The organism is Candidatus Nealsonbacteria bacterium DGGOD1a (assembly GCA_022530585.1).
Lineage (GTDB): Bacteria > Patescibacteriota > Minisyncoccia > Minisyncoccales > UBA5738 > UBA5738.
This window is the reverse complement of the sequence record CP092821.1, coordinates 18,900-43,726: the sequence shown is the minus strand read 5'-3', so window position 1 is coordinate 43,726 and position 24,827 is coordinate 18,900. Positions and strand designations below refer to the sequence as shown.

Annotated in this window: 16 protein-coding genes; 3 read left to right on the top strand and 13 right to left on the bottom strand. The window is 49.4% G+C overall.

Features of this window, described 5'->3' with window-relative positions:
• Window positions 1-86 precede the first annotated feature (86 nt).
• On the bottom strand, window positions 87-359 hold the full coding sequence (locus tag L7H18_00165; protein ID UMX47954.1) for a hypothetical protein: 273 nt from the start codon (window positions 357-359) through the stop codon (window positions 87-89).
• The gene (locus L7H18_00160; GenBank protein UMX47953.1) at window positions 356-553 is read right to left on the bottom strand and encodes a hypothetical protein; all 198 of its coding nucleotides are present in this window, start codon (window positions 551-553) and stop codon (window positions 356-358) included. Before L7H18_00160 ends, L7H18_00165 begins: the two co-directional genes overlap by 4 nt.
• A gap of 372 nt (window positions 554-925) precedes the next feature.
• Here L7H18_00160 and L7H18_00155 point away from each other — a divergent pair, with 372 nt between their 5' ends.
• On the top strand, window positions 926-1,168 hold the full coding sequence (locus L7H18_00155) for a DUF1902 domain-containing protein (protein ID UMX47952.1): 243 nt from the start codon (window positions 926-928) through the stop codon (window positions 1,166-1,168).
• Window positions 1,161-1,379, top strand: a complete 219-nt coding sequence (locus L7H18_00150; GenBank protein ID UMX47951.1) for a type II toxin-antitoxin system HicA family toxin — start codon at window positions 1,161-1,163, stop codon at window positions 1,377-1,379. The genes L7H18_00155 and L7H18_00150 overlap by 8 nt, the downstream gene beginning before the upstream one ends.
• Before the next feature lie 329 nt (window positions 1,380-1,708).
• Here the strand turns inward: L7H18_00150 and L7H18_00145 are convergent, their stop codons facing one another.
• From L7H18_00145 to L7H18_00105, 9 genes are all read right to left on the bottom strand, one after another.
• Window positions 1,709-5,800: a LamG domain-containing protein gene (locus L7H18_00145; protein ID UMX47950.1), complete on the bottom strand. Its 4,092-nt coding sequence runs from the start codon at window positions 5,798-5,800 to the stop codon at window positions 1,709-1,711.
• 93 nt (window positions 5,801-5,893) lie between these two features.
• Window positions 5,894-6,652: a hypothetical protein gene (locus L7H18_00140; protein ID UMX47949.1), complete on the bottom strand. Its 759-nt coding sequence runs from the start codon at window positions 6,650-6,652 to the stop codon at window positions 5,894-5,896.
• A 67-nt stretch (window positions 6,653-6,719) separates the two neighbouring features.
• Window positions 6,720-7,670 carry a hypothetical protein gene (locus L7H18_00135; protein ID UMX48465.1) on the bottom strand — a complete coding sequence of 317 codons (951 nt, stop codon included), beginning with the start codon at window positions 7,668-7,670 and terminating at the stop codon, window positions 6,720-6,722.
• A gap of 84 nt (window positions 7,671-7,754) precedes the next feature.
• The gene (locus L7H18_00130; protein ID UMX47948.1) at window positions 7,755-7,925 is read right to left on the bottom strand and encodes a hypothetical protein; all 171 of its coding nucleotides are present in this window, start codon (window positions 7,923-7,925) and stop codon (window positions 7,755-7,757) included.
• Between the two features lie 85 nt (window positions 7,926-8,010).
• Window positions 8,011-9,264: an ATP-binding protein gene (locus L7H18_00125; GenBank protein UMX47947.1), complete on the bottom strand. Its 1,254-nt coding sequence runs from the start codon at window positions 9,262-9,264 to the stop codon at window positions 8,011-8,013.
• A 119-nt stretch (window positions 9,265-9,383) separates the two neighbouring features.
• On the bottom strand, window positions 9,384-9,644 hold the full coding sequence (locus L7H18_00120; protein UMX47946.1) for a type II toxin-antitoxin system mRNA interferase toxin, RelE/StbE family: 261 nt from the start codon (window positions 9,642-9,644) through the stop codon (window positions 9,384-9,386).
• 56 nt (window positions 9,645-9,700) lie between these two features.
• The gene (locus L7H18_00115; GenBank protein ID UMX47945.1) at window positions 9,701-9,916 is read right to left on the bottom strand and encodes a ribbon-helix-helix domain-containing protein; all 216 of its coding nucleotides are present in this window, start codon (window positions 9,914-9,916) and stop codon (window positions 9,701-9,703) included.
• A 200-nt stretch (window positions 9,917-10,116) separates the two neighbouring features.
• Complete coding sequence (locus L7H18_00110; protein ID UMX47944.1) at window positions 10,117-10,836, bottom strand: RNA-directed DNA polymerase; 720 nt, start codon at window positions 10,834-10,836, stop codon at window positions 10,117-10,119.
• Window positions 10,802-11,206, bottom strand: coding sequence for a reverse transcriptase (locus L7H18_00105; GenBank protein UMX47943.1), 405 nt, complete (start codon window positions 11,204-11,206; stop codon window positions 10,802-10,804). The genes L7H18_00110 and L7H18_00105 overlap by 35 nt, the downstream gene beginning before the upstream one ends.
• Window positions 11,207-11,400: 194 nt before the next feature.
• Between L7H18_00105 and L7H18_00100 the strand changes: the two genes are divergently transcribed.
• Window positions 11,401-11,694 (top strand): hypothetical protein, encoded by a 294-nt coding sequence (locus L7H18_00100; GenBank protein ID UMX47942.1) that lies wholly within the window; start codon window positions 11,401-11,403, stop codon window positions 11,692-11,694.
• 5 nt (window positions 11,695-11,699) lie between these two features.
• Here the strand turns inward: L7H18_00100 and avd are convergent, their stop codons facing one another.
• On the bottom strand, window positions 11,700-12,050 hold the full coding sequence (avd, locus tag L7H18_00095) for a diversity-generating retroelement protein Avd (protein ID UMX47941.1): 351 nt from the start codon (window positions 12,048-12,050) through the stop codon (window positions 11,700-11,702).
• A 145-nt stretch (window positions 12,051-12,195) separates the two neighbouring features.
• Window positions 12,196-24,822 (bottom strand): NYN domain-containing protein, encoded by a 12,627-nt coding sequence (locus tag L7H18_00090; protein UMX47940.1) that lies wholly within the window; start codon window positions 24,820-24,822, stop codon window positions 12,196-12,198.
• Between the last annotated feature and the right edge of the window lie 5 nt (window positions 24,823-24,827).

Here is a 24,827-nt window from a genome sequence, read left to right as displayed (position 1 = left end):
ACAAAAATATCTCGCGCGGCTTGCTTTGGCCCGGCGAGCGGCTAACGAGCGCCTATCCGCCGATTTTACAATTCAAAAAAAGCAAATCAATTGCCATACACATTGCCCCGCCAATCAATATTTTCAATATACGCCCGGCATTTTTCAAACCAAAACTCAGCAATAATTCTCAATCGCCCCGAACGAATTCTGTAAAAACCTTGCCACTCGCCGCCAAGCCTTTTTATATCAATATTTATGTCCTCTCCTTTGAATTTTCGCAAGGCAAGCAGTATTTTTTCAACCGCAAAGTCCTCATCCAAATTATTTTTCTTGATGAACTTCAAGGAACCCGCGGAAAAGCCGATATGCCACTTCATATTTCAACTTCAATATCTTTGACGCTTTTACGGGCAGGATTTCCATAACATTTTTCAATATCATCTTGTTCCTCCCGCGACACAAACGGCAAAAACGAAGCGCGAAGCCTCGCAAATTCTTGTTCAAAAACCTCTTTCACGCTTTCCCGCACCGCCTCCTTTAATTCTTTTTTTCCAATGGTAATATTTTCCATGCTTTGACTATAATATCTCTCCAAAAAGATTACAAGTTCAGAACCCCCGAAGGGGTCGTTCCCAAGGGGTCGTTCCCTTGCGTACTCGCAAGGGTGCGACCCCTTTAATAGCATTCGGAATTTTTGGGTCCATCACTTCCGCTTGTCCCAAGGCTTTTGCGAGGGATACTCGGAAAGGTGCGACCCCTTCAAAAGCATTTGGATCATAACCATTGAAAGGGTCGGACCCTTCATAAAAGGGTCTAACCCTTCCGATTACAGAAGGGATAGACCCTTAAAATGCAAAAAACCGGCGAGGGGTTACAAATCATTGATTGAATTGACACATTTCATTTTAAATTTATAATGAAAGCAAATTATAAAAATAGCGCTATGAAACTGTATATCGCCGAATACATTGAGAATATTCTGCGCAAGGCTGAATATGAATACGACCAAGAAACCAAAAGCTGGTGCGCCAGCGCGAACGATTTGCCCGGCGCCTATGCGCAAGCGGGCTCCGTGGAAGAAGCCCGGGAGCAATTAACCGAAGTGATTGAAGATTACATTTTGACCAGCTTGCAGGAAAAAACCTTTTTGCCCGGATTCAGAGAGCCGGCAAAAACCAATGCCTGATCTTTCCCCCGTCCCGCGGCGGATTTTGATTAAAAAGCTGAAAGCAATCGGCTTTTCGGGCCCCCATACGGGAGGCTGGCACGAATATATGAAACGAGAACGCGAGAAAATTTTTATTCCCAATCCTCACGGAGGAGACATCGGATTGCCGATCATAAAAAAGATCGTCCGGCAAATCAAAATCTCAAATCAGGAATTCACAAACCTCTGACCGCAACTTCCTCCATGGTCGTTCCCTCGGGGCCGTTCCCAAGGGGGTCGTTCCCTTGCGTAATCGCAAGGGTGCGACCCCTTTTAAAGTATTTGGGTTTTCGGGGTGCAACCCCTTCAAAGCATCACTTCAAATGCGTCGCCACTCCCTGCTGGTCCGGGGTCTATCCCTTTCGTAATCGGAAGGGTTAGACCCCTTTAAAATTATTCGACGCTCAATCAAATCCTTACTTCAAATGCGTCGCCACCCCCTGCTGGTTCCGGGGTCTATCCCTTTCGTAATCGGAAGGGTTAGACCCCTTTAAAATTATTCAACGCTCAATCAAATCCTTACTTCAAATGCGTTGCCACTCCCTGCTGGTAGTCCATCTGAATTTGCTCCGCCGTCCTTGCGTAGTTATAGACGCGCACATCGTCAATCTGACCATTGAAATATTGACCTTGCAATGGTCTGCCGCCAATCCACAATGGCTCTCCAGTGGTCGCAATTAAGCTCGGGCCAACTCCTGACGATGCTATTTCCACGCCATTTTTATATAATTTCATCGTTGTTCCATCATAAGTTCCGACAATATATTGCCATTCATTTAAATCAACTGCATTTGTTTTGGTTACTTCGTATTGTGATGTACCGTCATACAAACGAAACATCCAGTTTTTTCCAGTTTTTTGATGTAACAAATACCCCAATTTATTATCATAATGTTCTTTAACTAAAATTGTTCGATGAGTCGTATCGTCCGTAGGATTTACCCATGCTCCAACCGTAATCGCATCAGTAGCATTTAAACTGCTATCATTCCCCGCATCTACATAATCATCCGCGCCGTCAAAGCTCAAGGCCGAGCCGTATTTGCCTTCCACCCAAGTCGCGCCCGAAACCGTCCCGTGGTTGTTGTTCCCCGAAGAATCAAACGCGCGCGTTCCCTCGCCCTCGTCCATATCCCAATGCGCCACCGGCCCGCCCTGATTGTAATGATACCGCACTTCTTCCTCGCTCAACGCCCGATTGTATAATTTAATTTCATCCAACAAACCATTAAAAGGCATTAGTGTATCTCTCCCAATATTGAAATAACCGCCGGTATAAACGATATTACCCGTTACTGTTAATTGATTCTTTAAAACGCCGTTAGAATAAATCCTATAATTATTAGCCCCACCATTCGCATCGTAGGTAACTACTATATGATACCAATGATTAAGCAAAGGTACAGTAAAACTCACAGTTTGCCAAACACTCCCATCCCAAAACTGTGCATATAATCTTGAATTCCAAAAATTAGTATAAATACCTTTACCAGTCATGGCATACCATCCAACTACGCTTCTCTCATACATCCCATCGGAGAATTGCTTTGGATACATCCAATACTCAAGTGTTGCCATACTGGTTGGTTGCAGTGTTGCCCCATTCCCGCAATTCACATAATCATCCTTGCCATCAAATTGCAACGCGCCGCCATTTTTCCCCTGCGTCCATTTCGGGCCGTTGGCGAGCGTCCCGTGGTTGTTGTTCCCCGAATTATCATTCAACACTGATCCGCCGCCTTCATCCATATCCCAGTTGCCCACCAAGCCATAGTCCATACAGCTTGCCGGGTCTTCGGAACAGGTTTTCCCGCTCGGCCCCAAATGCGCCGCCATCCCGGCATTATAATCCAACCGTATCTCCTCCTCCGTCCTTGCATAGTCATAAAATTTTAGATCGTCAATCTGGCCGTTAATATAAAAAGCGTTAAAACGCATCAATGACAGCGCCTGCGAATTTGACAAGCTGCCAATTGTTTCAACATTGGTCTGGCTTCTTGCCGCGCCATCAACATAAAGAGTCATATAGTCCGTACTTCTATCAAATACAACTTCAACATAATGCCAATTGCCATCGTTTATCCGATAACCTGGAGAAAGTATTTGTTCGTCGGAATCGTTAACAAGAGCTTTTACATAATCACCGGTAAAGTGCAACGAATAACCATCTGGATTATATTTTATAAGAAAATGGCAGGCAGAACAGCCGGTAGAAGTAGTCTTTAGCCATAAACCGTAAGAAAAATTTTCATCGGCAGTAATATCCAAATCACTGTTATTCGGAATTGAAACATAATCATCCACTCCGTCAAAGCTCAAGGCCGAACCGTATTTGCCCTGCGTCCAAGTCGGTCCGTTGACCAGCGTGCCATCGTTGCCATTGCCCGATTTGTCGTTGATTGTTGATCCCGACCCCTCATCCATATCCCAATGCGCCACCGGCCCCCCATGGTTATAGTGATACCGCACCTCCTCCTCGCTCAACGCCCGATTATAAATCTTCACATTATCAATCTGACCAAAAAAAGGATACCGTGGCGCGCAATATCTATTTCCAATAGAAAAATTATATATATTATCAACATTAAAACTACTTACCCCAGTATTACTGCCAACTAACTTTCCGTCGACATACAAGTAAATACTATCACTATTTCTGATAGCAAGCGCATGATGCCATTTATTATCATTATAATCATCGCTTGCCTCCGCAACTATCGAAATAGTCCCATTCGCTATACTAAATCGTAATTTATTTCCACTCGTTTGAGTAAGAAGATAATTCTGACTATAGCCATTACAATATTTAGCAACCAAAAATCTATTTATTCCATCATGCCCTGTTGACGATTTAAACCAAGTCTCAATAGAGAAATTATTTGTCCCAAAATTTAAAATATCATTATTCTCTACATCCACATAATCATCCTTGCCGTCGAATTGCAGGGCGCCGCCGCTCTTGCCTTGGGTCCACTTCGGGCCGTTGGTGAGGGTGCCGTGGTTGCTGTTCCCCGAATTATCATTCAACACTGATCCGCTCCCTTCATCCATATCCCAGTTGCCGACCAAGCCATAGTCCATACAGCTTGCCGGATCTTCGGAACAAGTTTTCCCGCTCGGCCCCAAATGCGCCGCCATCCCGGCATTGTAATCCAACCGAATCTCCTCCTCCGTCCTCGCGTAATCATAAATTTTTATGTCGTCCAATAAACCATTAAGCGAGCTATAACCGACATTACGCCCTAAGAATAGTTTTTCACTGGTGTTATATATACCGGCATCATAATTAGCATTGCTTTTTAAAATCCCATCAACATATAATTTCATCGTCGAACCATCATAAGTCGCGGCAATATGTTCCCATTCATTTATAGATACTTCGTTCGTACTAACAATAGAGGTACTTGTGCCATCCCTACTTATTATAAAACGTAAACCGCCACCGGTTGGATTAAAAGGATTAAATTCAAGCGCGAAACCTCTTTTACCATTTTCCGCATAATATTTTGTAACTATCCCATTGTAACTAGTCACATTACTGGTTTTTACCCAAGCGGTTATTGTAATTGGCCCTGTAATTTGCAAATTTTGTTGGTTCCCTGCATCCACATAATCATTCACGCCGTCAAAACTCAACGCCGAGCCGTATTTGCCCTGCGTCCAAGTGGGGCCGTTGACCAGCGTGCCATCGTTGCCATTGCCCGATTTGTCATTGATCTTTGCTCCCGACCCCTCATCCATATCCCAATGCGCCACCGGCCCCCCGTGGTTGTAATGGTACCTCACCTCCGCCTCGCTCAACGCCCGATTATAGATCTTGACCTCGTCAATCGCCCCATTAAACTGATATTGAAGAGAGTTAGAATTACCAACAAATAAATTTCTGGAAGATGCTGTCCTTATATCGCCCGTTGTGTAATCATCATCTTTCAATATTCCATTAACATATAATCTGGTAATTTCTTCATTTTTGGAGTAAACAACAACAATATGATTCCAAGAATTTAAAGAAATCGCTCCGCTCAACCTTCCTTGATCTCCATCCGTCCATATGTCCGCCCTCACAATATTACCCGTATACTGATCTAGCCGGTAACCGTACCAAGTTTCACCTTCGAGAATTTCTTTTGCTGCAACATAAGAGACCGAATCAGTTTCAGGCTTAATCCATGTTTCAATTGTAATCTCATCCGTGATATCCAAACTGCTACTATCCCCGCAATTCACATAATCATCCTTGCCGTCAAATTGCAGGGCGCCGCCGTTTTTGCCCTGCGTCCACTTTGGGCCGTTGGCGAGCGTGCCGTGGTTGTTGTTGCCGCTGGCATCGTTGGCGATTGTGCCGCCGCCTTCGTCAAAACTCCAATAGCCCGCCAGCCCGCGCGTCATCGTGTCCTCGGGAATCGCGGCCCCTCCCCCGAAAAACCCGTTCAACGCCAGCGTCCCGCCCACCCCAACCAAACACAAAACCCCCACCACCGCCACCCCCCACCCCTTTTTGCGAAGGTTGCGAAGGTTAGACCTTCGCCAAAAAAATCGCCGAAGGTCTAACCTTCGCAACCTAAATCCGCGCCAAAATCCAAATTTATTTTTTATATCGAAATTAAACATAATTTTCCCGAAGGTTAGTTCCGAAGGTTAGACCTTCGCTAACCTTCGCTAACTTCGTCGCCGAAGGTCTAACCTTCGCAATCTGCACCAAAATTACTCCATCGTTAACTTTCCCAAAAACTCGCGAGCGCCGCGAATCAGCAAAGCGTCTTGGCAAAACTTCTTATATATTTCCAAATTGGGAAACACATCTTTAAAGCAATCTCTGTTGACGATACCCAAATTGCGCAATCCGAAAGATTCCCCCAAACTGCAAAACGGATAGTCCAGCGCGAACTGGAACGCCTCATCAAAATTTTCCATTGCCGCGGGAATCCCGCCTTCAAATAATTCGAAAGCGTTAAAAACTTGAATATAGGCATCTAAATATTGTAAATGTCTCTCATCATTAATATTTTTTCCTTTATATGGCCCTTGAAAAATCCTGCCCACTTCGCCGCTCTTTATATTTCGATAAGCAGTATAGCCATTGCCTAATTTTTTCATAAACTTGCTCACTCCGCCGGGAAAAATTTCTTTCATCAACAAATGAAAATGATTCGGCGACAGATGGTATGAAATTATCTGAGTCAAAGGCATAGGTTCGCCCCATTCTTCCTGCCATTCAAATGTGTTGTGTTCGTTGGTTCCTTGGCTAAGGTCTAACCTTCGCAAAAAATCCCTTTGAAACTCAATTAAATCGGTTAAACATTTGGCCAGTTCGGTTATATCACGCTGGTCATTGAAAAACCGTATTGATCTTAAAAAACGCCATTTGTCCGATTTGTCAAAATAGATTACGCCTTTTTTATTGCCCCTGTTGTAAGCATGAATAAAATCCCCAACCACAAATGGTTCAACTCTAATACTCATAATAAATATTATTTACAGGCGAAGGTTAGACCTTCGAAACGAAGGTTAGACCTTCGCAACTTTCCTGCTACTGCTCGGGATCAGGTTCGAGGTCAGGCTCGGGGACAACGGGTTCAGATTCAGACGGTTCGGAGGGCTCAGAGGGCTGGGAAGGTTCCAAAGTTTCGGAGGGGTTAGAGGTTTCGGAAGTCTGAGAAGGTTCGAGGGGTTCCGAAGGCTCGGGCGGCGGGACAACCGCCTCTTCGGTGGTGGTGGTGCCGTTGCCGGATGGCGGCTGATTATCGGCGGAGCCGCCGGCACCGGAACCGCTTCCCGCCGCCGGCGGATTGCCGCCGGTGCCGGATGGTTGGTTGTTGGATCCAGTTATCAATGATGAATTATCATTTTCACCGCCGTTTTCCGCCGGTTCATCCATGATTTCTTCCGGCGTTTCGGCATCTTGCGCCAATTCAACCGGCGCCGGCTTAACCACCGGATCATAGCCGGGCAAAACCGCGTTTCTGACATCCAAAACCAACCCGATCAGGCCGGTGTATTCAACGGTTTTGGCAATCTCGGTTTGGCCTTTTTCTTTCTCGGCAAGCTGGACGCGCTCCAAATAAGCCAGTTCGTTTTGCGCGACTTGGGTAAGCTGTTCTTGGACATACAGCCCCAAATCGCCGCCGGCAAGCGACAATTTATCGATTTCCATTGACGAATGCCTCGTTATGGTTTGCCAGATGTTATCTTGAATGCCGATAGTTTCAAAAGAATAATCCACATAGTACTTTTTATCGTCCTCAAAAACATCGCCAATCTTCATCGCGAAATCAAAACTGCCCAGATCGGCCGCCAGCAAAGCGATGTTGTCAACGCCGCTTTGAGTGATAATTTCTTCTCCCAAAACCGCTTTCTTTGCCTCCGGATCGGCGGCAAAAATCGCGGCGCCGCCCAAAAGCGCCAAAACCAGTCCGATGACAAAGCTATTGTGGTATTTGACAAAGCCCGTTATTTTGTTTTTGATTGTTTCACTCGACATATTTTATTGCCGACTATGATCAAACTATCACGATAAGAGGACTACCAAAGGGTTTCGTCCCGCGGAAATGCCTCTTTTGCAAATTCAACCGCCTTTTCCGGGGCGGTTTTTGATTTCCAATCTCTCTTTAATATTGTATTTGTCTTTGAGAAAAACTCTGAACCGCGCAAAATCCAAAATCCACTCTTGGCTGCGCACTCCAAGGTTCAGGTTCTGGCTGTCGATGAACGCGTAATTGTTTTCAAGCGATTCCATAATTTTATACTCCATTGTAGCAAAAACCGGGTTTATCCGAAAGCGCGCCAAGACAGCGCGCCAAGATTAAAAGGGTCGGACCCTTTTAAAAATTTTTCCATTCCGCGGCTAACAGCCATTTCCAAACCGGAATAATTTTAACCTTGCCCCGCTCATTATTTTCATCTTCCTGATCTTTAGTCAAAATTATCCCTTCTTTGAGGCCGAATTTTTCCATCGCGCCCCAGAGCCCCTCCAATTCCCTTGCCTGATTGTTCTTGTCCATACGCCACGCAACCTGGATGGCGCCGATAATTTTATTTTTTTTCTTGACCAAAAAATCACATTCTTTTTTATCTTTGAAATAATAAATTTCCTTGCCGCGCCTCTTTAATTCCAAAAATGCCAAATTCTCCAGCAAACGGCCGCGGTCTTCGGAAAATCCAAACGCCACGGAATTGCGCAAGCCGTTGTCAATGACAAAAATTTTTTTATTGGAGATATATTGTTTTTTCAAAGAAAAATCGTATTTAAAAACCTCAAACGCCAAATAGCTTTCCTGCAAATAATGGACATAATTTTTTACCGTCACCAAGCTTTTGAACCCCAAAGTATTTTTTAATCCGTTATAGCTTGTTTCTTGAGTAAAATTTGAAAACACGCAATTGGCAAGCTCGCGAAACGATTTCACCTCGCGAATCCCAAACCGCGCGATAATATCTTTATATAAAATATCTTCATATATTTTTTTGAGATATTCCATGTCTTGGCTTTTCAAAAATTCGGGAAATCCGCCGTTTTGCGAATAAGCGTCGAATGCCGATAAAATCTCAATTCTTTTTCGCGAATTCAAAATTTTCCAATCAATTTTTTTAAAATTCAAAAATTCATTGAAAGAAAACGGGAAAAGCTCCAACCCGAAATAGCGTCCGGTTAAATGGGTTGCCAATTCCGAACTCAATAATTTGGCGTTTGATCCGGTGATGAATATCTTATACCCCTCGTCATAAATTCGGCGCGCGAACCTCTCCCAACTGCCGATGTTTTGAATTTCGTCCAGCAAAATCGTTTTTGAATCGTTGATTTTGCCAAACGCCAGCATCAAATTTTGGAAATCGCCGACTTCAAAATCCAAAAGCCGTTCATCGTCAAAATTAAGATAATGGCAACTGCCGAAATTATCATAAAATTGCCGCAAAAGCGTTGACTTTCCGCAGCGCCGCGTGCCCGAAATAACAACTATTTGCGCCGTCTTTAAATATTTTTCAAAATCAATATCCCGCGTAATCCCCCTGTCTCTTTGCCGGAATTTTTCCTCTTGATCTCTGGTTATTTCCTCTAAAATGGTTATTGGAATCATTGTATTATCTACATTACCAATATAGATAAATTGATATTATCTATATTGGCAGTATAAATAATTAGAACCGCCTGTCAAGCGCATCACGCAATAGTTTATATTGCCAATATGAATTAAAATTACCTATAAATATCATGATTGCCTATTGAATCAAAGAAAATATCATCCTTGCTGTCGCCGTAATAGAAAATAATTCGATATTCGTAATTAACCGAAAAAGCCCAATAATCGGATAGCCGGCCGCCAAGTTTATGGAAATGTAAACGGGCATCTTGAGGATTTTTTCTGAATATTTCTTCAGCCAGCTCGGCGTCATCCTTTACATCGTCAGACAATTTTTTATAAAGTCGCTCAAAATGCGGCGAGTAGATAATTATCATTTAATTGGGCGAAACGAAATCGATATTCGCTTAACTAATCGAAAATCAAGCTCTGCTTAACGCAAATCCTTAAGAGATTTTAATTCTTTTCCCAATCCTGCCTCAATTTCTTTTCTGCCCTGTTCCAGCTCACGGAACGATTTTTCTTCCTGCCAGAAACGAATCAAATATCGCACGAATTCGCTTTTGGAAGCGAATCTGCCGGTTTTGACTTCTTTTTCTATTTGCTCGTCCAATTTTTTGGGAAGTGATATGGTTACAATATTGCGCATATGTTTAGATTGGTTAATAGTAATACAAAGTATTACATACCCCGAATTGCTTGTCAAATCGCTCCGATGTAACCGCTCGCTGGGTTTGCAACAACATATTACTTTTAGATTACGAAACCATTATGAGTTTTCCGGCGGTAGCTTTGGAAGGCTTTAAAAGGGTCGAACCCTTTTAAAATTTTACGCTCCATTGAAGATATTCAGAGGGTTAGACCCTCTGAAAAAGTTTGCAGTTGGGCGTTAACATGGCTGATGATTTTCTCTTCGTGGCGGCGGGGCAAAAATATCGCCTCAAGATTTTGCGTAGTTTGCCAAGAGCGGCATTTGTCGGCAAAAGCGCGAAACGAATCAAACGCTTTTGCCGCGGCGGCTTCATCGCCTTTCTTTTCTTTCATTTTTTTGACAAATCGTTTTAGCGTGCTTTGGCGTAAAACTGCGTAAGCGGCGAAAATCCGAAATCCCAAAAATTCAATCCCAGTTCTTGCCGGAAATACCTCGGCTTTCTTGGGATGCAAATTCAAATCCAATCCGTTTTTCAAAAATTCAGCGATTTTGTCCTTTACTTGCCATAATTCCCGTTTATCGGTTCCCAAAATCAGAAAATCATCCATATAGCGAAGATAATATCCGCGCTTTAAACCCCGCTTCACGAATTGGTCAAGTTCGTTTAAATACACATTGGCAAAGAGCTGGCTGGTCAGATTGCCGATGGGAATCCCCTTGCCGGTTTCAAAATTGTTGCTGTCAATAATTTCTTGGATCAGCCGCAAAACTTTTTTATCGGCAATTTTTTTCTGCAAAATTCCAAACAAAATCTCGTGGTTTATGCTGTCAAAATACTTGGAAATGTCGCACTGCAAGCAATAGATTCCGCGGGTCGTATTTTTACTCTCTCTCTCTCTCTCTCTCTCTCTCGGCAAACGCCAATGATCGCAAAAATGTTTTGACGCGTTTTATCGCCTTGTGAGTCCCCTTGTCTTTGCGGCAGGCGTAGCTGTCAAAAATAAATGCCTTGTCAAAAATCGGCTCAATGATGTTGCACAGCGCGTGATGAACCACCCTGTCGGCGAATGGAGCGGCTTTTATGATTCTCTTTTTGGAATCATTGACGACAAACTCGCGATAGCCGCCGTGCTTATATGTTTGAGTTTCCAGCCGTTCTTTTAATTTCAACAAATTTGCTTCGGCATCAAATCCAAATTTTAAAATCTCCTTTTTGTAGCGCTTGCATTTGCGCGCTTTCAAATATGCCAAATGTAAATTTTCAAAAGAACAGATTTTCTCAAACATTTTGTTGGAAGGGGTTTTCAGAGGGTCTAACCCTCTGATCAGAGGGTTAGACCCTCTGAAAAATATTCAAGGCCCACCGGCCCGGAGCGGGACAATTCCAAATTGAACCGTTCCGGGGTAAGGGCCGGAATTTTCCTTTTTTTGGAAAACAACGCTTCTGCCAAACGCAAGATTTTCCAATCAAGAAAGGAGCTGTGCCAGTAGTTTTTTGGCACGGGCTTGCCCCGCCCGGCGGGGTTTCGCTCTGGCCTTGCGGAAAATTACCGGGCACAACGGAAACCAATGTTGCTGTTCGTGTTCGCAGGCGAATTGTTCAAGTTCAGAGCGAAGACGCCGGCGTTGGAAGTGTTGTTCCAATTGCCGCCGCGTTGGAAGGCCAACATCGCCGTTATTCGCGGCACCGCCCCTCGCCCGCTCGTCAAATTATCGCGCCGTTCGGCGATTATGCGTCAAGCGGGACGGATGATTTTACCAACGATAAAATTTGATAACATCATCCGTCCTGCCCGGTTCCGCAAAATTTTATCCAGCCGCCCAGCATTTTGCCGATTTCATTTATTTTTTGCGCCGCAAACTCATATTGCCGTATGCTGATAAAGTGCATATCTTTGGAAAGCCTGATTAAAATCCGCAACACATCCAATTGGACGCTGGCTTTTTTCAGATAAACGGTTTTTGCCCGGCTTTGATTGGCCATAATTATTTTTTCTAAAAATTCCAGCGCCGCATTTTCAATGCGCTGGCCCAGCACAAACCGCTGCGATTTGGGAAATTTGTTCACGGTCGGATACAGCCACAATGTCAACTCGTATGTTTTTTCAAGGATTGCCAGACTATTGATCATTGATTTTTTCCATTTTTTGTAAGGGTTTTCAGATGGTTTTCAGAGGGTCTAACCCTCTGATCAGAGGGTTAGACCCTCTGAAAAATTCACACACGGGTGCGCCCCGCCAAAGGCGGGACGCCGCCAAATACCGGATTGCTACAAACTACCGGGCACAACGGAAACCAAAGTGGCTGTACGTGCCCGCAGGCGAATCGTACAAGTACAGAGCGAAGACGCCGGCGTAGGAAGTGCTGCCCCAATCGCCGCCGCGAAGGAAGGCCCGGTAAGTGGTGGTGGCGGTTTCGTCGCGGCCATAGGTGTACAAACGGCCGATGCCGTTGGCGCCGGTCCAGCCGTCATCGGGCGGGCGGGAATTGGCCGCCGCGCCGGTGAGGTAATAGGCAACATTCCACTCGCCCCAGTTGGCAACAGTCGCACCGCCGTCATTGCCAATGCCGGGCTGGTCAACCTGCGAGATGATCGCGTCCGTCCATTCCCACACATTGCCGGCGATGTCCCAAACGGTGTTGCCGTTGGACAGGGCGTGGACGCGCAGTTGGGATTTGTTGTTTCCGCCGGCGGAATAGCCGGTGTCGGCCCACTGGTTGCCGGTGCCGGAATAGCCATAGACCGCGCCGCTGTCGCGGAGCTGGCAGTTGGCCGCGAACGCGTTGGCGGCGTCGGAAAGCGGCAGGCGCAGATTGCAAGCCGAAACCGCCGGGTCGGTTCCCGCCGCCAGCGCGTTGGTCGGATCGTTGTCGGTGTGGCCGGTGGCCAACTGCAAACCGGCGCCGGCGTCAATGTCGTTGATGGGCGTGGCGGCGATGTTTTCGGCGATAGTCATCCACTCGGGCTCGGAAACCAGATGATAGCCCTCGCCCAGCGCTTGGCAATAGGCGCGCGCGGCTTCCTGCGACACGGTCGCCCACGGCGCGTCCGCGGCCTGGCTGGTGGGCACACTGCCCACATTCTTGGCTTCGTATTTCATCACGCAAAATCCGGGCAGAGTGCCGTATTTCGCGCTCCCCGGCGCCCAAACATAACCGGCGGGGCAGATTTGCTCGAACTTGTCGGCGACAACTTTATTTTCCACGATCAAATTGCCCGTGCCGGAAATTGAAAATCCGGTCGAGGGGCAGGAAACCGAACCGAGATCGCCCCCGGCGCAAACTCTCATATTCTCGTTGAGCAAAGTCAAATCGTCGCCGCCCGATCCGGTGAGCTTCAAATTCAAGTCGCCGGTGGCGTCAACATAGAATTCCGCGTAGTTGGAACCGTCGGAAACAATTTTCATTTGCGGAATCGCGCTCGTGTTTTCCAAAACCTCAAACCGCCGCGTGGAACCGGTCGTGTTGATCGCCAGTTTGCCGCCGGTGGTGTTTTCAACCGGCGGCGTGAGCGAGGCGGTGTCGCCGGCGCAATTATCGTCGTAGGTAACCGCGGGCGCGGCCACCACTTTGCCGTCCACCCATTGGTCGTTGGCGTCGCCGTCCCAGTCGTTGTTTTCCGTGGAGCGGTAAATCTTGTAGCCCGTGGCGCCGGTAACCGTGGACCAAGCGATGGTATTGAGATTGATATTACTGCCCGACGCGCCGGTGGTCACGGTGAATTGCGCCGTGCCCGTGGTTTCGCCGTTGTCGTTGACCGCGGTTACCTTGTAGTAATAAGCCGTGCTGTCCGCGCAGGAACCGCCGCTGGTGGCAGTGGTGGCCGCGGGAGTGCCGGCGGAAGAAATATCCAATTGCCGCAACGAAAGGATGCCGCCAAAGCTGGTGATGTTTTGCTTGACGAATAAATTGGAACCCGCCGCGCCCTCGCCGCCCACATAGACATTGCCGTCGGGCGCCACGCGGAACGCGTAGCCGCCGTTGTCGTTGCCCAAAATCTTGAAGCCCCCGAAGATATTGTTGCTGTTGGCCAGATTCATCAGAATATCGCCGCCGGGCGCGTAGCTCAAGCGATAGACCGAGTTGGCCGCCGGATCGCCCAAGGTGGCGTCCCAATCCGCCACGGTGATTGAAGTGGCATCGTTGTCGGTGATGGTTTGCGTTTGGCCCCGGCCCGCGCCGCTCACAATCGTGACCGCGCCGCCGATCCACTCGTCAACGGTCCACGCCTTGTCCGAATCGGTCAAGGTTGTCGCCGTGGTGGTGGCCGCCGTGCCAAAATCGCCGGTTTGCTCGTTGGACTGGGTGGTCAAAACCAAATTCTGCGCGCGGTTGATACTGCCCGCCGCGATCGTGAGGGGCCCGTTGGAAGTGATGTGGGAATTGCCGGTGCTCATAAACTGCAAGTCATAGCTGATGCCGGTGTCGCCGGCCACATTCACTTGCAAAGGCCGGTTCAAAACAATGTTGGGATTGCCGAATTCGGCCACGGTTTCCAGCGCGCCGTTGGCCGCGATCTTAAATTGGAGCGCGCCCGAGTAGTCCGTGTCGCCAATGCCCGTCGCCAGCATGTCAATGCGGCCGAATTCCGTGGCGCCGCCCGTGGTGCGATTGGCGATAAACTGCAACCCCACGCCCGAATTGGCCGCGGCAGTACCCAAATTCTCCAGCCGCATCAAATCCGCGACCGCGCCACTGCTATCCCCCCGCACCGTAAACTTACTCGTGGGCGCGATGGTGCCGATGCCCACATTGCCGCTCCCGTCAATGCGCAACCTCTCGGCAATCGCCGCGCCCGCGTTGCGCGTCCAGAAGGTAAGCGCCGAGGTTTCACTGCCCGTCGTTGCCGCGGTCAAAAGATTGCCAATCCGGCCCGTGAGCTCATCCGTTCCCGCGCTGTCTTCGGTGTAGAAATCCATTGACCCGCCAATGCCGTCCGCCGCCGTGCCCGAAGTTTGCCGCCGCAAGCGCAACACCTCCGCCACAGTATCGGTGGTCGCGGGGTTAGTGGACAGATACCCGCCAACACTGTTCGTGGAACCGCCATAGACGCCAGAGCTGTTCGTGGAACTGCCATAGACGCCAGTGTTGTTCGTGGAACTGCCGTAGACGCCAATGTAGTTCGTGGAATTGCCGTAGACGCCAGAGCTGTTCGTGGAACTGCCATAGACGCCAGTGTTGTTCGTGGAACTGCCGTAGACGCCAATGTAGTTCGTGGAATTGCCGTAGACGCCAGTGTTGTTCGTGGAATTGCCGTAGACGCCAGTGTTGTTCGTGGAACTGCCGTAGACGCCAGAGCTGTTCGTGGAAAAGAAATTGCCGCCATAGTAGGTTCTTCCCCGAATCACATAGCGCAGGCGAACATTGGTGTTTGTCCAGCTGGCGCCGTCGGTGGATGTCGCGCCCATATTTGACGACACATCCGAATCCAAGACAATGTTCCCGCCGGTCGGCGCGGCGCTGTATCTTAACACCAGCCAGTATTTTGTTCCCGCCGCGAGCGTGTAGCTCGTGCCCATTGATAAGATTTGATAACTTGTGGTAAGCGTGCCGAATCTAACATAGTTGCCTGTCGCCAGCGCCGCCCCGGTTGGTTTTGACGGCGAACCGCCGTCATCGGCGTAAATGTAGCCGGCGATATAATTCGTGGTATTGGTAATATCCGCGCTTTCCTTAACTCTGACGGTGAAATCTCCCATCGTGTGCGCGTCGCTGGCAGTGAATTGCACCGCTTGATACATTGTCGCCATTGTCGCGTCCGTGCCGGTGAACGCCGAACCATCCTGCAAATCAGACGCGGTTTGCGACGCGTTAATCGACGGATAGGTTTCCTGATTAACCGTCTGCGCCGAATTGATATTCCCGGCCACATCCAACTTATACCCCGCCGCCGGACTCGTCGTGCCGATACCCACATTGCCAGAACTGTCTATCACCATATTCACCGGTTGTTTGCCAGAACCCGTTCCAGTGCGAAATTGAATAATCCCGGGAAGCGTAGCGTGTGTTCCACCATATACATCAATTTCTCCCCCCGTATAAGTAGCGCCACCATATAACGAAGTATAAGAAGAAGAACTTCCCGAACCAATAGAAGTTGTAAGCACACTCCCTGACACTGCGACATTTCCAATTACATCAAGTTTCTGCCCCGGGCTCGTCGTGCCGATCCCTAGCCGGCTGCTGGTATCATCCCAGTATAATCCGGAAAACGCGGTCCACGCGCCGGCGTTGTTGTAGAGCAGTTGGCCTTCCGCGCCCAAAGGCAGGGCGCCGCCCGCGGTGAGATTGACGCCGTTCCAAACCAAATTGCCCGAAACATTGTAGAGCTTGTCGGCAATCGTTTCCGGCGCGGTGGTTTGCGCCAACCGCAACCGCCCGTTCACATCCAGCAACTCCGCCGGACTCGTCGTGCCGATGCCGACGTTGCCCGTATTTCCTTGTATATACATATTCTTGATCCAAGAAGCGCCATTGTAATTCTCGAAATAAAAATCAGCCGTTGATGCCCTAATTCCCGGCGCCGCAAGATAATCGCTTACCCTTGCAACCCCGACAACATCTAATTTCACTTCCGGACTCGTCGTCCCGATGCCCACATTGCCGGCACTATCAATACGTACCCGCTCACTTCCCGCTGTCTGAAAATTTATATAACCATCAGTGTAAGTCGCGCCATCCCCCGAAACCAAAGATAACGGCATTGCGCCTAACGGCGTAGTAGCTCCAAACGAATATCTGCCCAACTCGCTTGCTCCATAATATAACCCAAGCGTCCCATAAACAATTGCGCCATTACCTTGCAAATAAGTGTTGGAACGCACTGCACCAACAACGTCCAAAGCTGTCTCTGGCGCCGTCGTCCCGATGCCGACGTTGCCTGTTATCCCATCAATCTTCATCAAGTTTGCCCACACCCCTGGAGCAGTCGTAACTTGGAAATGCAAATCATACCCCCTGTAACTATCACTACTGTATTCCGACACAATCCTGTTGCCCATATTTTCCCCTACGGTTCCTCTTGGATTTAACTGTAAACCAACAGTCGCTCCCGGAAAAGTCGGGTATTGGTCCAAAGACGACTCCAACTTCAATAAAGTTGCCGCATCGCTGGTACTCGTATAAGCAGTCGCCCCTCTCACTGTCAATTTGCTCCCCGGACTCGTCGTCCCGATGCCGACATTGCCGTTATCTAAAATAGTTACTGCCTGCGCAGAATTAGTCGTACCTAAATAAAAAGGCAAGCTACCAACAGAACGGATGAAACCCGCGTTAACCGCTGAACCATCGGCGTTCCAACCAACCAAAACGCCCGCTCCGCCGCTAGAATTATAAAAGTTAGCTATAGGATGCTGGCCACTCGTAACACTATTTGTTGTTCTGACATCCAATGAATACAACGGCGTCGCTGTTCCAATCCCGACATTGCCGGTACTCACTATCAATCCATAGCCACTGGCTGAACTGAATAAACCCCCTGTTCCACTTCCAGCAGAATACCCATAAATACCAACTCCGGACAAGGTTGTGCCATAAACACCATAGCCACTGGAAGAATTTGCATAGATTGCCCCATTGGCACCGGATGACACTGACATATTATAATTAACAGACCCCGCGTCACCAACACTCAATTTTGATAGGGGTGCCGTCGTCCCGATGCCCACATTGCCCGAGCTAAAGTATGATGCAATATCCGCTTGCGAAGAAACATACAGCTTGTTTATTCCTATTCTGTCCCTGACAGCAAAAATTGAATTATCACCACTCGCGTTGCTTTGTTTGCCAACATAAACAGTCTTGTTGGTAGTGTCTACAACCAAATCCCCTGCCGTAACAGTCGCAGACGGATATGCCGTAGAAAGTCCAAGCACATCTAACCGTCCCGCCGGACTGGTCGTGCCAATCCCCACATTGCCGCTAGCATCAATCCTCATCACTTCAGTGGAAGATGCAGAAACTGCAACAGAGTTTAACCCCGGCGAAAAAAATCCGTAACCACTAGCCAATCTCACTGACGGATTTGTTGCAGTTGCTGCAGTGTCAGTATAAATATAATTAGCTCTGATCCCACCAACAACCTGCAAATTTCTATCTGGACTCGTCGTCCCAATCCCCAGCCGGCTGTTGGCGTCATCCCAATACATTCCGTCAAACGCGGTCCACGCGCCGGCGTTGTTGTAGAGCAGTTGGCCTTCCGCGCCCGACGGCAGGGCGCCGCCCGCGGTGAGATTGACGCCGTTCCAAACCAAATTGCCCGAAACATTGTAGAGCTTGTCGGCAATCGTTTCCGGCGCGGTGGTCTGCGCCAAGCGCAACCGCCCGTTCACATCCAACAACTCCGCCGGACTCGTCGTGCCGATGCCGATGTTGCCGTCACTTTTAATTGTCATTCTTGACAAAACACTGTTTGAACCATCGGGAGTAGTCATAAATTGAAGATTTCCGGGCATATCGTCACCTCCAGGGGTACCATCTACATAGGATATAATGGTAGCTCCGGTGGAAGAGTAATCAATTCCATCGTAGCCTCTAAAAATTATCTTTCCTATTTCATCGCCACTTTGCACAATGGCAGGTGCCGAAGTCGTGCCTCTTGCTTTGCGATAAATCATAAATGGCCCAGTAATAGCATCGTTATGTCTTCCAAATGCCTGCCCAGTACCTTCAACAGTAAAAGAATAATCCGGGCTGGTCGTGCCGATGCCCAGGCGCGAGTTGGTATCATCCCAATGCAAGCCGGAGAACGCGGTCCACGCGCCGGCGTTGTTGTAGAGCAGTTGGCCTTCCGCGCCCGAAGGCAGGGCGCCGCCCGCGGTGAGATTAACGCCGTTCCAAACCAAATTGCCCGAAACATTGTAGAGCTTGTCGGCAATCGTCTCCGGCGCGGTGGTCTGCGCCAACCGCAACCGCCCATTCACATCCAACAGCTCCGCCGGACTCGTCGTCCCGATCCCGACGTTGCCACTCCCTCTTCCATTCAACGAGATATTGCCACTACCATCCAGTTTATTATCAAACCTGCCAACACCGTTAGCGTCAATATACCATCTAAGACTATAGGTTTCACCTGTATTTACCAACCATAAACCACCGGCGTTACTATCAACTTTTTGCTTGATATTCAACAAACCACTTAAAGCACTTGGCGCCCCAATTACTATTTCGCCATCGCCCATAACCTTCAAACCCGTTCCTGTGGAACCGGAAAAATTGGCAACCGTGGTTGTCGGCAAGCTGTCGGTGCCAAGCACGTGCAACTTTGCCGAGGGACTCGTCGTCCCAATCCCGACATTGCCGGCACTATCGATACGCACACGCTCCGTATTACTGGTACCAAAAACTAAAGGCTGTGCCCCAGTCGCACCAATAGCTAGAGGATATGCCGTCGCCTGTATAATTTTTGCCGCATCAGTCAAGCCAAAATGAGCAGTACCGGTATTCTGACCAATGTATAGTTGGCTTACAGAGCCAGTTTCGTAAATATATTGCGATGTCGCAGTCCCGTCACCAATTTGTAATTTCGCCCCCGGGGCAGTCGTCCCAATCCCGACGCGCCCATTGGTGGTGTCGATGTTCATCACATTGGTCGCGCCGTCCGCTTTGGTAAATTGCAGAGCGGTGGTTGAATCGCTTGCCGGGCGGATTTTGGCGCCGATAAGATCGGCAATCGTAGGCGTGGTGATCGTGGGGCTAGTTAAGGTTTTGTTGGTTAAAGTTTCGGTGCCGTCCAAAGTTGCCAGAGTGCCGCTTGCCGGCAGAGTGAGCGAGGTATTGCTTGTCAAAGTCAATCCCAAAGAATAGTTGCCGGTGAAAGCGAGAGTGTTGGCGGCGTTGTTGGCAACGCCCGTGCCGCCATAGACCGGCGAAATAACACTGCCGTTCCATGTGCCCGTGCCAATCGTCCCCAAAGTGGTGATATTCAATGTGCCCGGCCAAGTGGAAAGCGCGGTGTTTTCCACATCGCCCAAACCAATTTGAGATTTAGTGACATTGTGAGGGTTGGCGGTATCGGCAATATGATTGTTAACTCCGGCGGCGTCAAGATTATCGTTCAGGATCAAAGTTTTGGCGGCGGTTCCCCCGTTGATGGTAAAACCCGTAAGCTGGGAAGCAAGAGTCAGTCCGTTGTAGGTTCCGGCGGTGATGTTGCCGCCGCCAGATACCGCAAACTCCGTGCCGTTGGTTCCCGCCGCGATCCCTCCCCGCACATCCAGCTTCGCCCCGGGCGTGGTCGTCCCGATGCCGGTATCGCCCATCAAATAGGTGTTGTGGGCGACAATGCCGTTGCCCACGAAATTGTGAGTGCCTTCCACCTCAATGTCATAGACTTGCTCCTCGCCAACATATTCAATAAACTTGATTTTATCCCATAACACTTGCCCAAAATCCGAAAGCCGGGAATCCAAAGAGGCAACCGCGATATAATCTCCGGGATGCAAATAAATCAATTTAGTCCATTTTGCGCCATCATTTTCTTTGTGATAAAATTCACTTGTCGTGGGGGTAGCTTGGCGCGAATTCTGGATTGTCACCCAAGAGTTCGGGGGTTCAATTCCCCCTACCTCCACGATTCTTGAGCTATTCCCTGTTTGACCCTTGACAAATTTTTTATTGCCGCCTATAATTGAATTGGGTGACAATCCTAAATTTTGCGTCAAGCCAGAATTCGCCAAAGAATCCGCCAACGCGGGTTTTTTGTTTTCTTCCCACAGAATCTTGGCATTGGCAAATTCATATTCTTCGGTCAGACATTCCGGGTTGACGCTTTTAACGCTTGAATTAATTTCCGATTCCGATATTTTATGTTCCGGCTTTCTGACAAGATACGGATGGTTGCCGGTGGTGCGGATGGTCTTGCCGCTTTGAGTGGTTAATTTAAACACCGGCTTAACCCCCATATCCAATAATTTATTAATGATATGCGGTTCCAATCGCCCGGTATCTTCATTTAACGACAAAACCTCCATCTCCGGCCGGATGTCTTTGATTTGTATTTTTCGTATTTGATTTTCCTCAAATTCATCAACAATGGCAAGCTCCGAATCGCCGGTAACGCACCGCCCTTCCACATGAAGCGTACCGGCCGGTACCGTCGTGCCGATACCAACATTGCCGGCGTTGGTGACCACGAATTTGTCGGCGGCGGTTGAATCTTGCACGCGCAGGGCAAAGGAAGTATTCAACTGGTCCGCGCCTTGCAGATAGGTGTTGTGGGCGACAATGCCGTTGCCCACGAAATTGTGGGTGCCTTCCACTTCAATGTCATAGACCTGTTCGGGCGGCAGTTTCTCGATCTTGGCGATCCGTTCATATTGCGGTTTGTCGTTATCGCCAACAACCGCGATCATCTGGCCTTCGCGCAAATCGCTTACTTTTTTCCACTTGCCCGCGCCCTTGACAAACGGATGCGCCTGCGATAGAATCGGAAGTGCCGGCGAAAGCCGGGTTTCAAGGGCCCTTCGGGGCTTTTTTGTTTCGTCCGCCGTTTGGCGCACAAACGGCATTTTTCTCAAATTTAGATAAACATCGGCGGTATCTCTCAATTCTTTGGACATACTCCTCCAATTTGAAATTGCGACAATTTTCTTGCCGATTTTTTGCAATCCGCTTGCCATATACGCAAAATCCGAATCCCCGGAAAAAAGAATCAATGTATCGTATTCTTCTTTTTTCATTGCTGCGTCAAAAGAGATTTCCACATCAAAATTGGCCTTGTGAACATCCGCCATGTCTTTTTGTTTGATAACTTTCAACGGCTTGCTCACTATTTTTATTCCCAGAATATTGAGATAGTCGAAAAACCGTTTGAGAGTGGAACTGCCAAAATCAACTTTGTAATAACGGAAAATAATTTTATCTTTTTGTCCAAAAAATGATTTGATGATGTCCCGATAATCAAATTTCAAACGGCATTCTTGGCAACTCATCTCAAAGTTCGCCGAGTCGATAAACACCGCCACGCGCTCATCGCTAAACCCGTCAACCGCCAGATAAGGATGGTTGGCGGTGGTGCGGATGGTTTTGCCCGTGGCCGTGGTCAGTTTGTAGATTTCCTTGACGCCCATATCCATCAGGGCGTTCACGCGCGAAACCGCCAGCCGGCCGGTGTTTTCGTCCAGCGTCAAAATTTCGTCGCCGGGCTTGATTTGATCAATGCGGACATCTTCAAAATATTCTTCCTCGATCCATTCGCCCCGCTCGTTTTTCTTTTTGCGCCGCCGCCGCGCCCGCAGGCGCGTGTCGCCGGTAACGCACTGCCCGCCGGACACATGCAGCGCGCCCGCCGGACTGCTCGTCCCAATCCCCACATTGCCGGCGAAATAGCCAGCGCCGTCGCGATCAACGAAAAACTTCTGAACTCCGGCAACGCCAACGCCCAAGAGCGGCGCGCCGGCAATGGCGCTGGAAGGATTTATCAAAACGCTGGATTGGGCAAAATCGGTCGACAGCGGCTGGTAAGTGAACACCGCCTGCCCCGAAGTTGACATTCCGGAAGTGTTGATGTTGGCGACATAGATATCGTTGAAGCGGTGCGTGGCGTCGCCCAAACTCGCGCCCAAATCGGTTGCCGGAGAAATATTTCCCGAAGATGATATTCCGGCCAGTACCGCCTTGCCGTCCGAATCGATCGACGCCGCCACATTGCCGCCCGAATCCGCGATCTGGAATTGGTAGGTTCCGGCGTCATCGCCAAGAACCACCCGGGTGTTGCCGCCGGTGGTGAGTTTCAAAAGATTGGCGGTTTCATTGTCGATTGATTCCGCGCCGGCGCCGAAATTCAGCCGGCCGCCGGAAACCGTGATGTCGCCGGACAACCGGATGTCGCCGGTCGCGTCAACCGCGTATGTCCCATCGGCCAGCTTGGCCGCCGTGGCGCCGTTCACCGCGTACAGCGCCTGCGTCCCATCGGCGATATCCACCGTGGTCGTGCCGTCGGTAATTTGAGTTTTTCCGCCCGCGCCGGCTTGCAAAATTAAATCTTTGCTCGCGCCCGTGGTAATCCGGCCGGCATCGACAAACGACAGCTGGCCGCTTTCCAAAGTGGTGGACGCCACATCCAGTTTGCCCGCGGCGTAGATGTCATACCATCTTCGCGCCGAGCTTCCCAAATCATAGCCCAATGTTGAATCAACAAACGGAACGATGCTGGCGGCGTTGTCCGTATCGCCCACCACCAGATTGCCGGTGCCATTGGGCGCGAAAACCAGATTGCCGTTGTCGGTGGTGTAGAATGTGCCGCCGCTCGTCAAAGTGATGTCGCCGTCCAACACCAGGTTGCCGGTTGAATCGATATAGTTGGCAGCGGTGTGGAATTGCACCGCGCCCGTGCCGTTGGGATTGATGAGCAAATTCGTGTCGCTATCGTTGGTGGAAATGGTGGAAGACTTGATGGCGATGTTGTCGGCTTGCAAAGCAACCCCCGATCCGCCTTGGATCGCGGATAATGCCGCGGCCGTGGTGGTCGCCGAAAAAGCCGCCGCGCCCGAATAGGTCTGGCTGCCGGACACCGTGAAATTGCCGCGCACGACCGCGTCGCCGCCGGCGCTAACCGTGAAATTGCCGCTCCCGATATCCAGCGAACCGCCGGTGATCGCGCCATGGCGGTTCACCGTGAAACTGCCGCCGCCGATATCCAAAGTGTTGGCGCCCAAATTATCCGGCGGATTGTAACTCTGTCCCAGCGAATAATTGGGCCGGTCCGAATCCATCTGGCGCAGAATTTGATTAACTCGCGCTTTGGTGCCCTCATCGGCGACAACGGTATTGACTTGAGTTTGTATTTCTTTGGTATGAATGGTTTGAATCTCCTTGGTTTGCACTTCCTTAGTCTGTATTTCTTTTTCCGGATAAATGTTTTGGACGATTGGCGCCGGCTGATTTTCAGAGGGTCTAACCCTCTGATCATCTTCCAAAAATTCTTGATCGTTGGAAATTTGGCCATTCATCGACAATTGATCATTGCCCGGAGAATCTTCTATTCCCAGCCAGCGGCGCGCCGTGTCGCGAATATGGTTTTTGATTCCGTCGAAAAATGAGGACAACGACGCTTGCCCCGCCTGCGATGCCTGCGCCAAAGACCGCGCCGCGGTTTCGCCCAACCCCGCGGTTTGTTTGGCCGAATTTTCAACAAGGCCGCCCGCGGCCGCCGCGGTTTGGGATGATCTTTTTGCGGCCAACTCCGTGCCCGGCCGCGCCGCGCGCAAAATCGAATCCGCGGCAATAAACATATTTTGCGCCGTTTCATCGATCGCGCCGCGAACCGCGCGATTGGCGCCGGTTAAGGCCGCGGATACGCCGCCAAAAATACCATCGGCGGCGCGATTGGCTCCCGCGGGCAAATCCGCCAGAATCGAACCGGCGGCAATCGCGCCGGCGCGTAGCGACTTGCCCGCGATCGCGCCGACATTGCCGGCGATTACCGAAACTTTATCCCCGGTCGAATGAACGCCGCGCGCCAAAGACCGCGCCGCGGTTTCGCCCAACCCCGCGGTTTGTTTGGCCGAATTTTCAACAAGGCCGCCCGCGGCAACGGCAACGGCGGTCGCGTTATTTTCTGTTTTTACCGCGAAATTTTGAGCAAAATCAACCGCGGCTGATTTCGCGTCCGCCAGAGCGAAGCCAAAATCGCGTCCGCCGTCCGAAACAAACTCCAGCGCGGCGGGAAACACCTCGTTTTCAACCGCGGCAATTCCTTGGACAAACTGGCGCGGCGCCATTTGCGCGGCATCCCGGAAAAAATCGGCAAAACCAAAAGCGCGGTCCCGCAAGGAATCGGACGGATAAAATTCAACCGCGGCCCAAACGATTTGATACGCGCCCGCGCAACACAAAAATACCAAAAATGCGAACGCAATTTTCGTGAAAATTTGCGGTTTTTGATTATTTGGCTTTCTCTCCATAACCC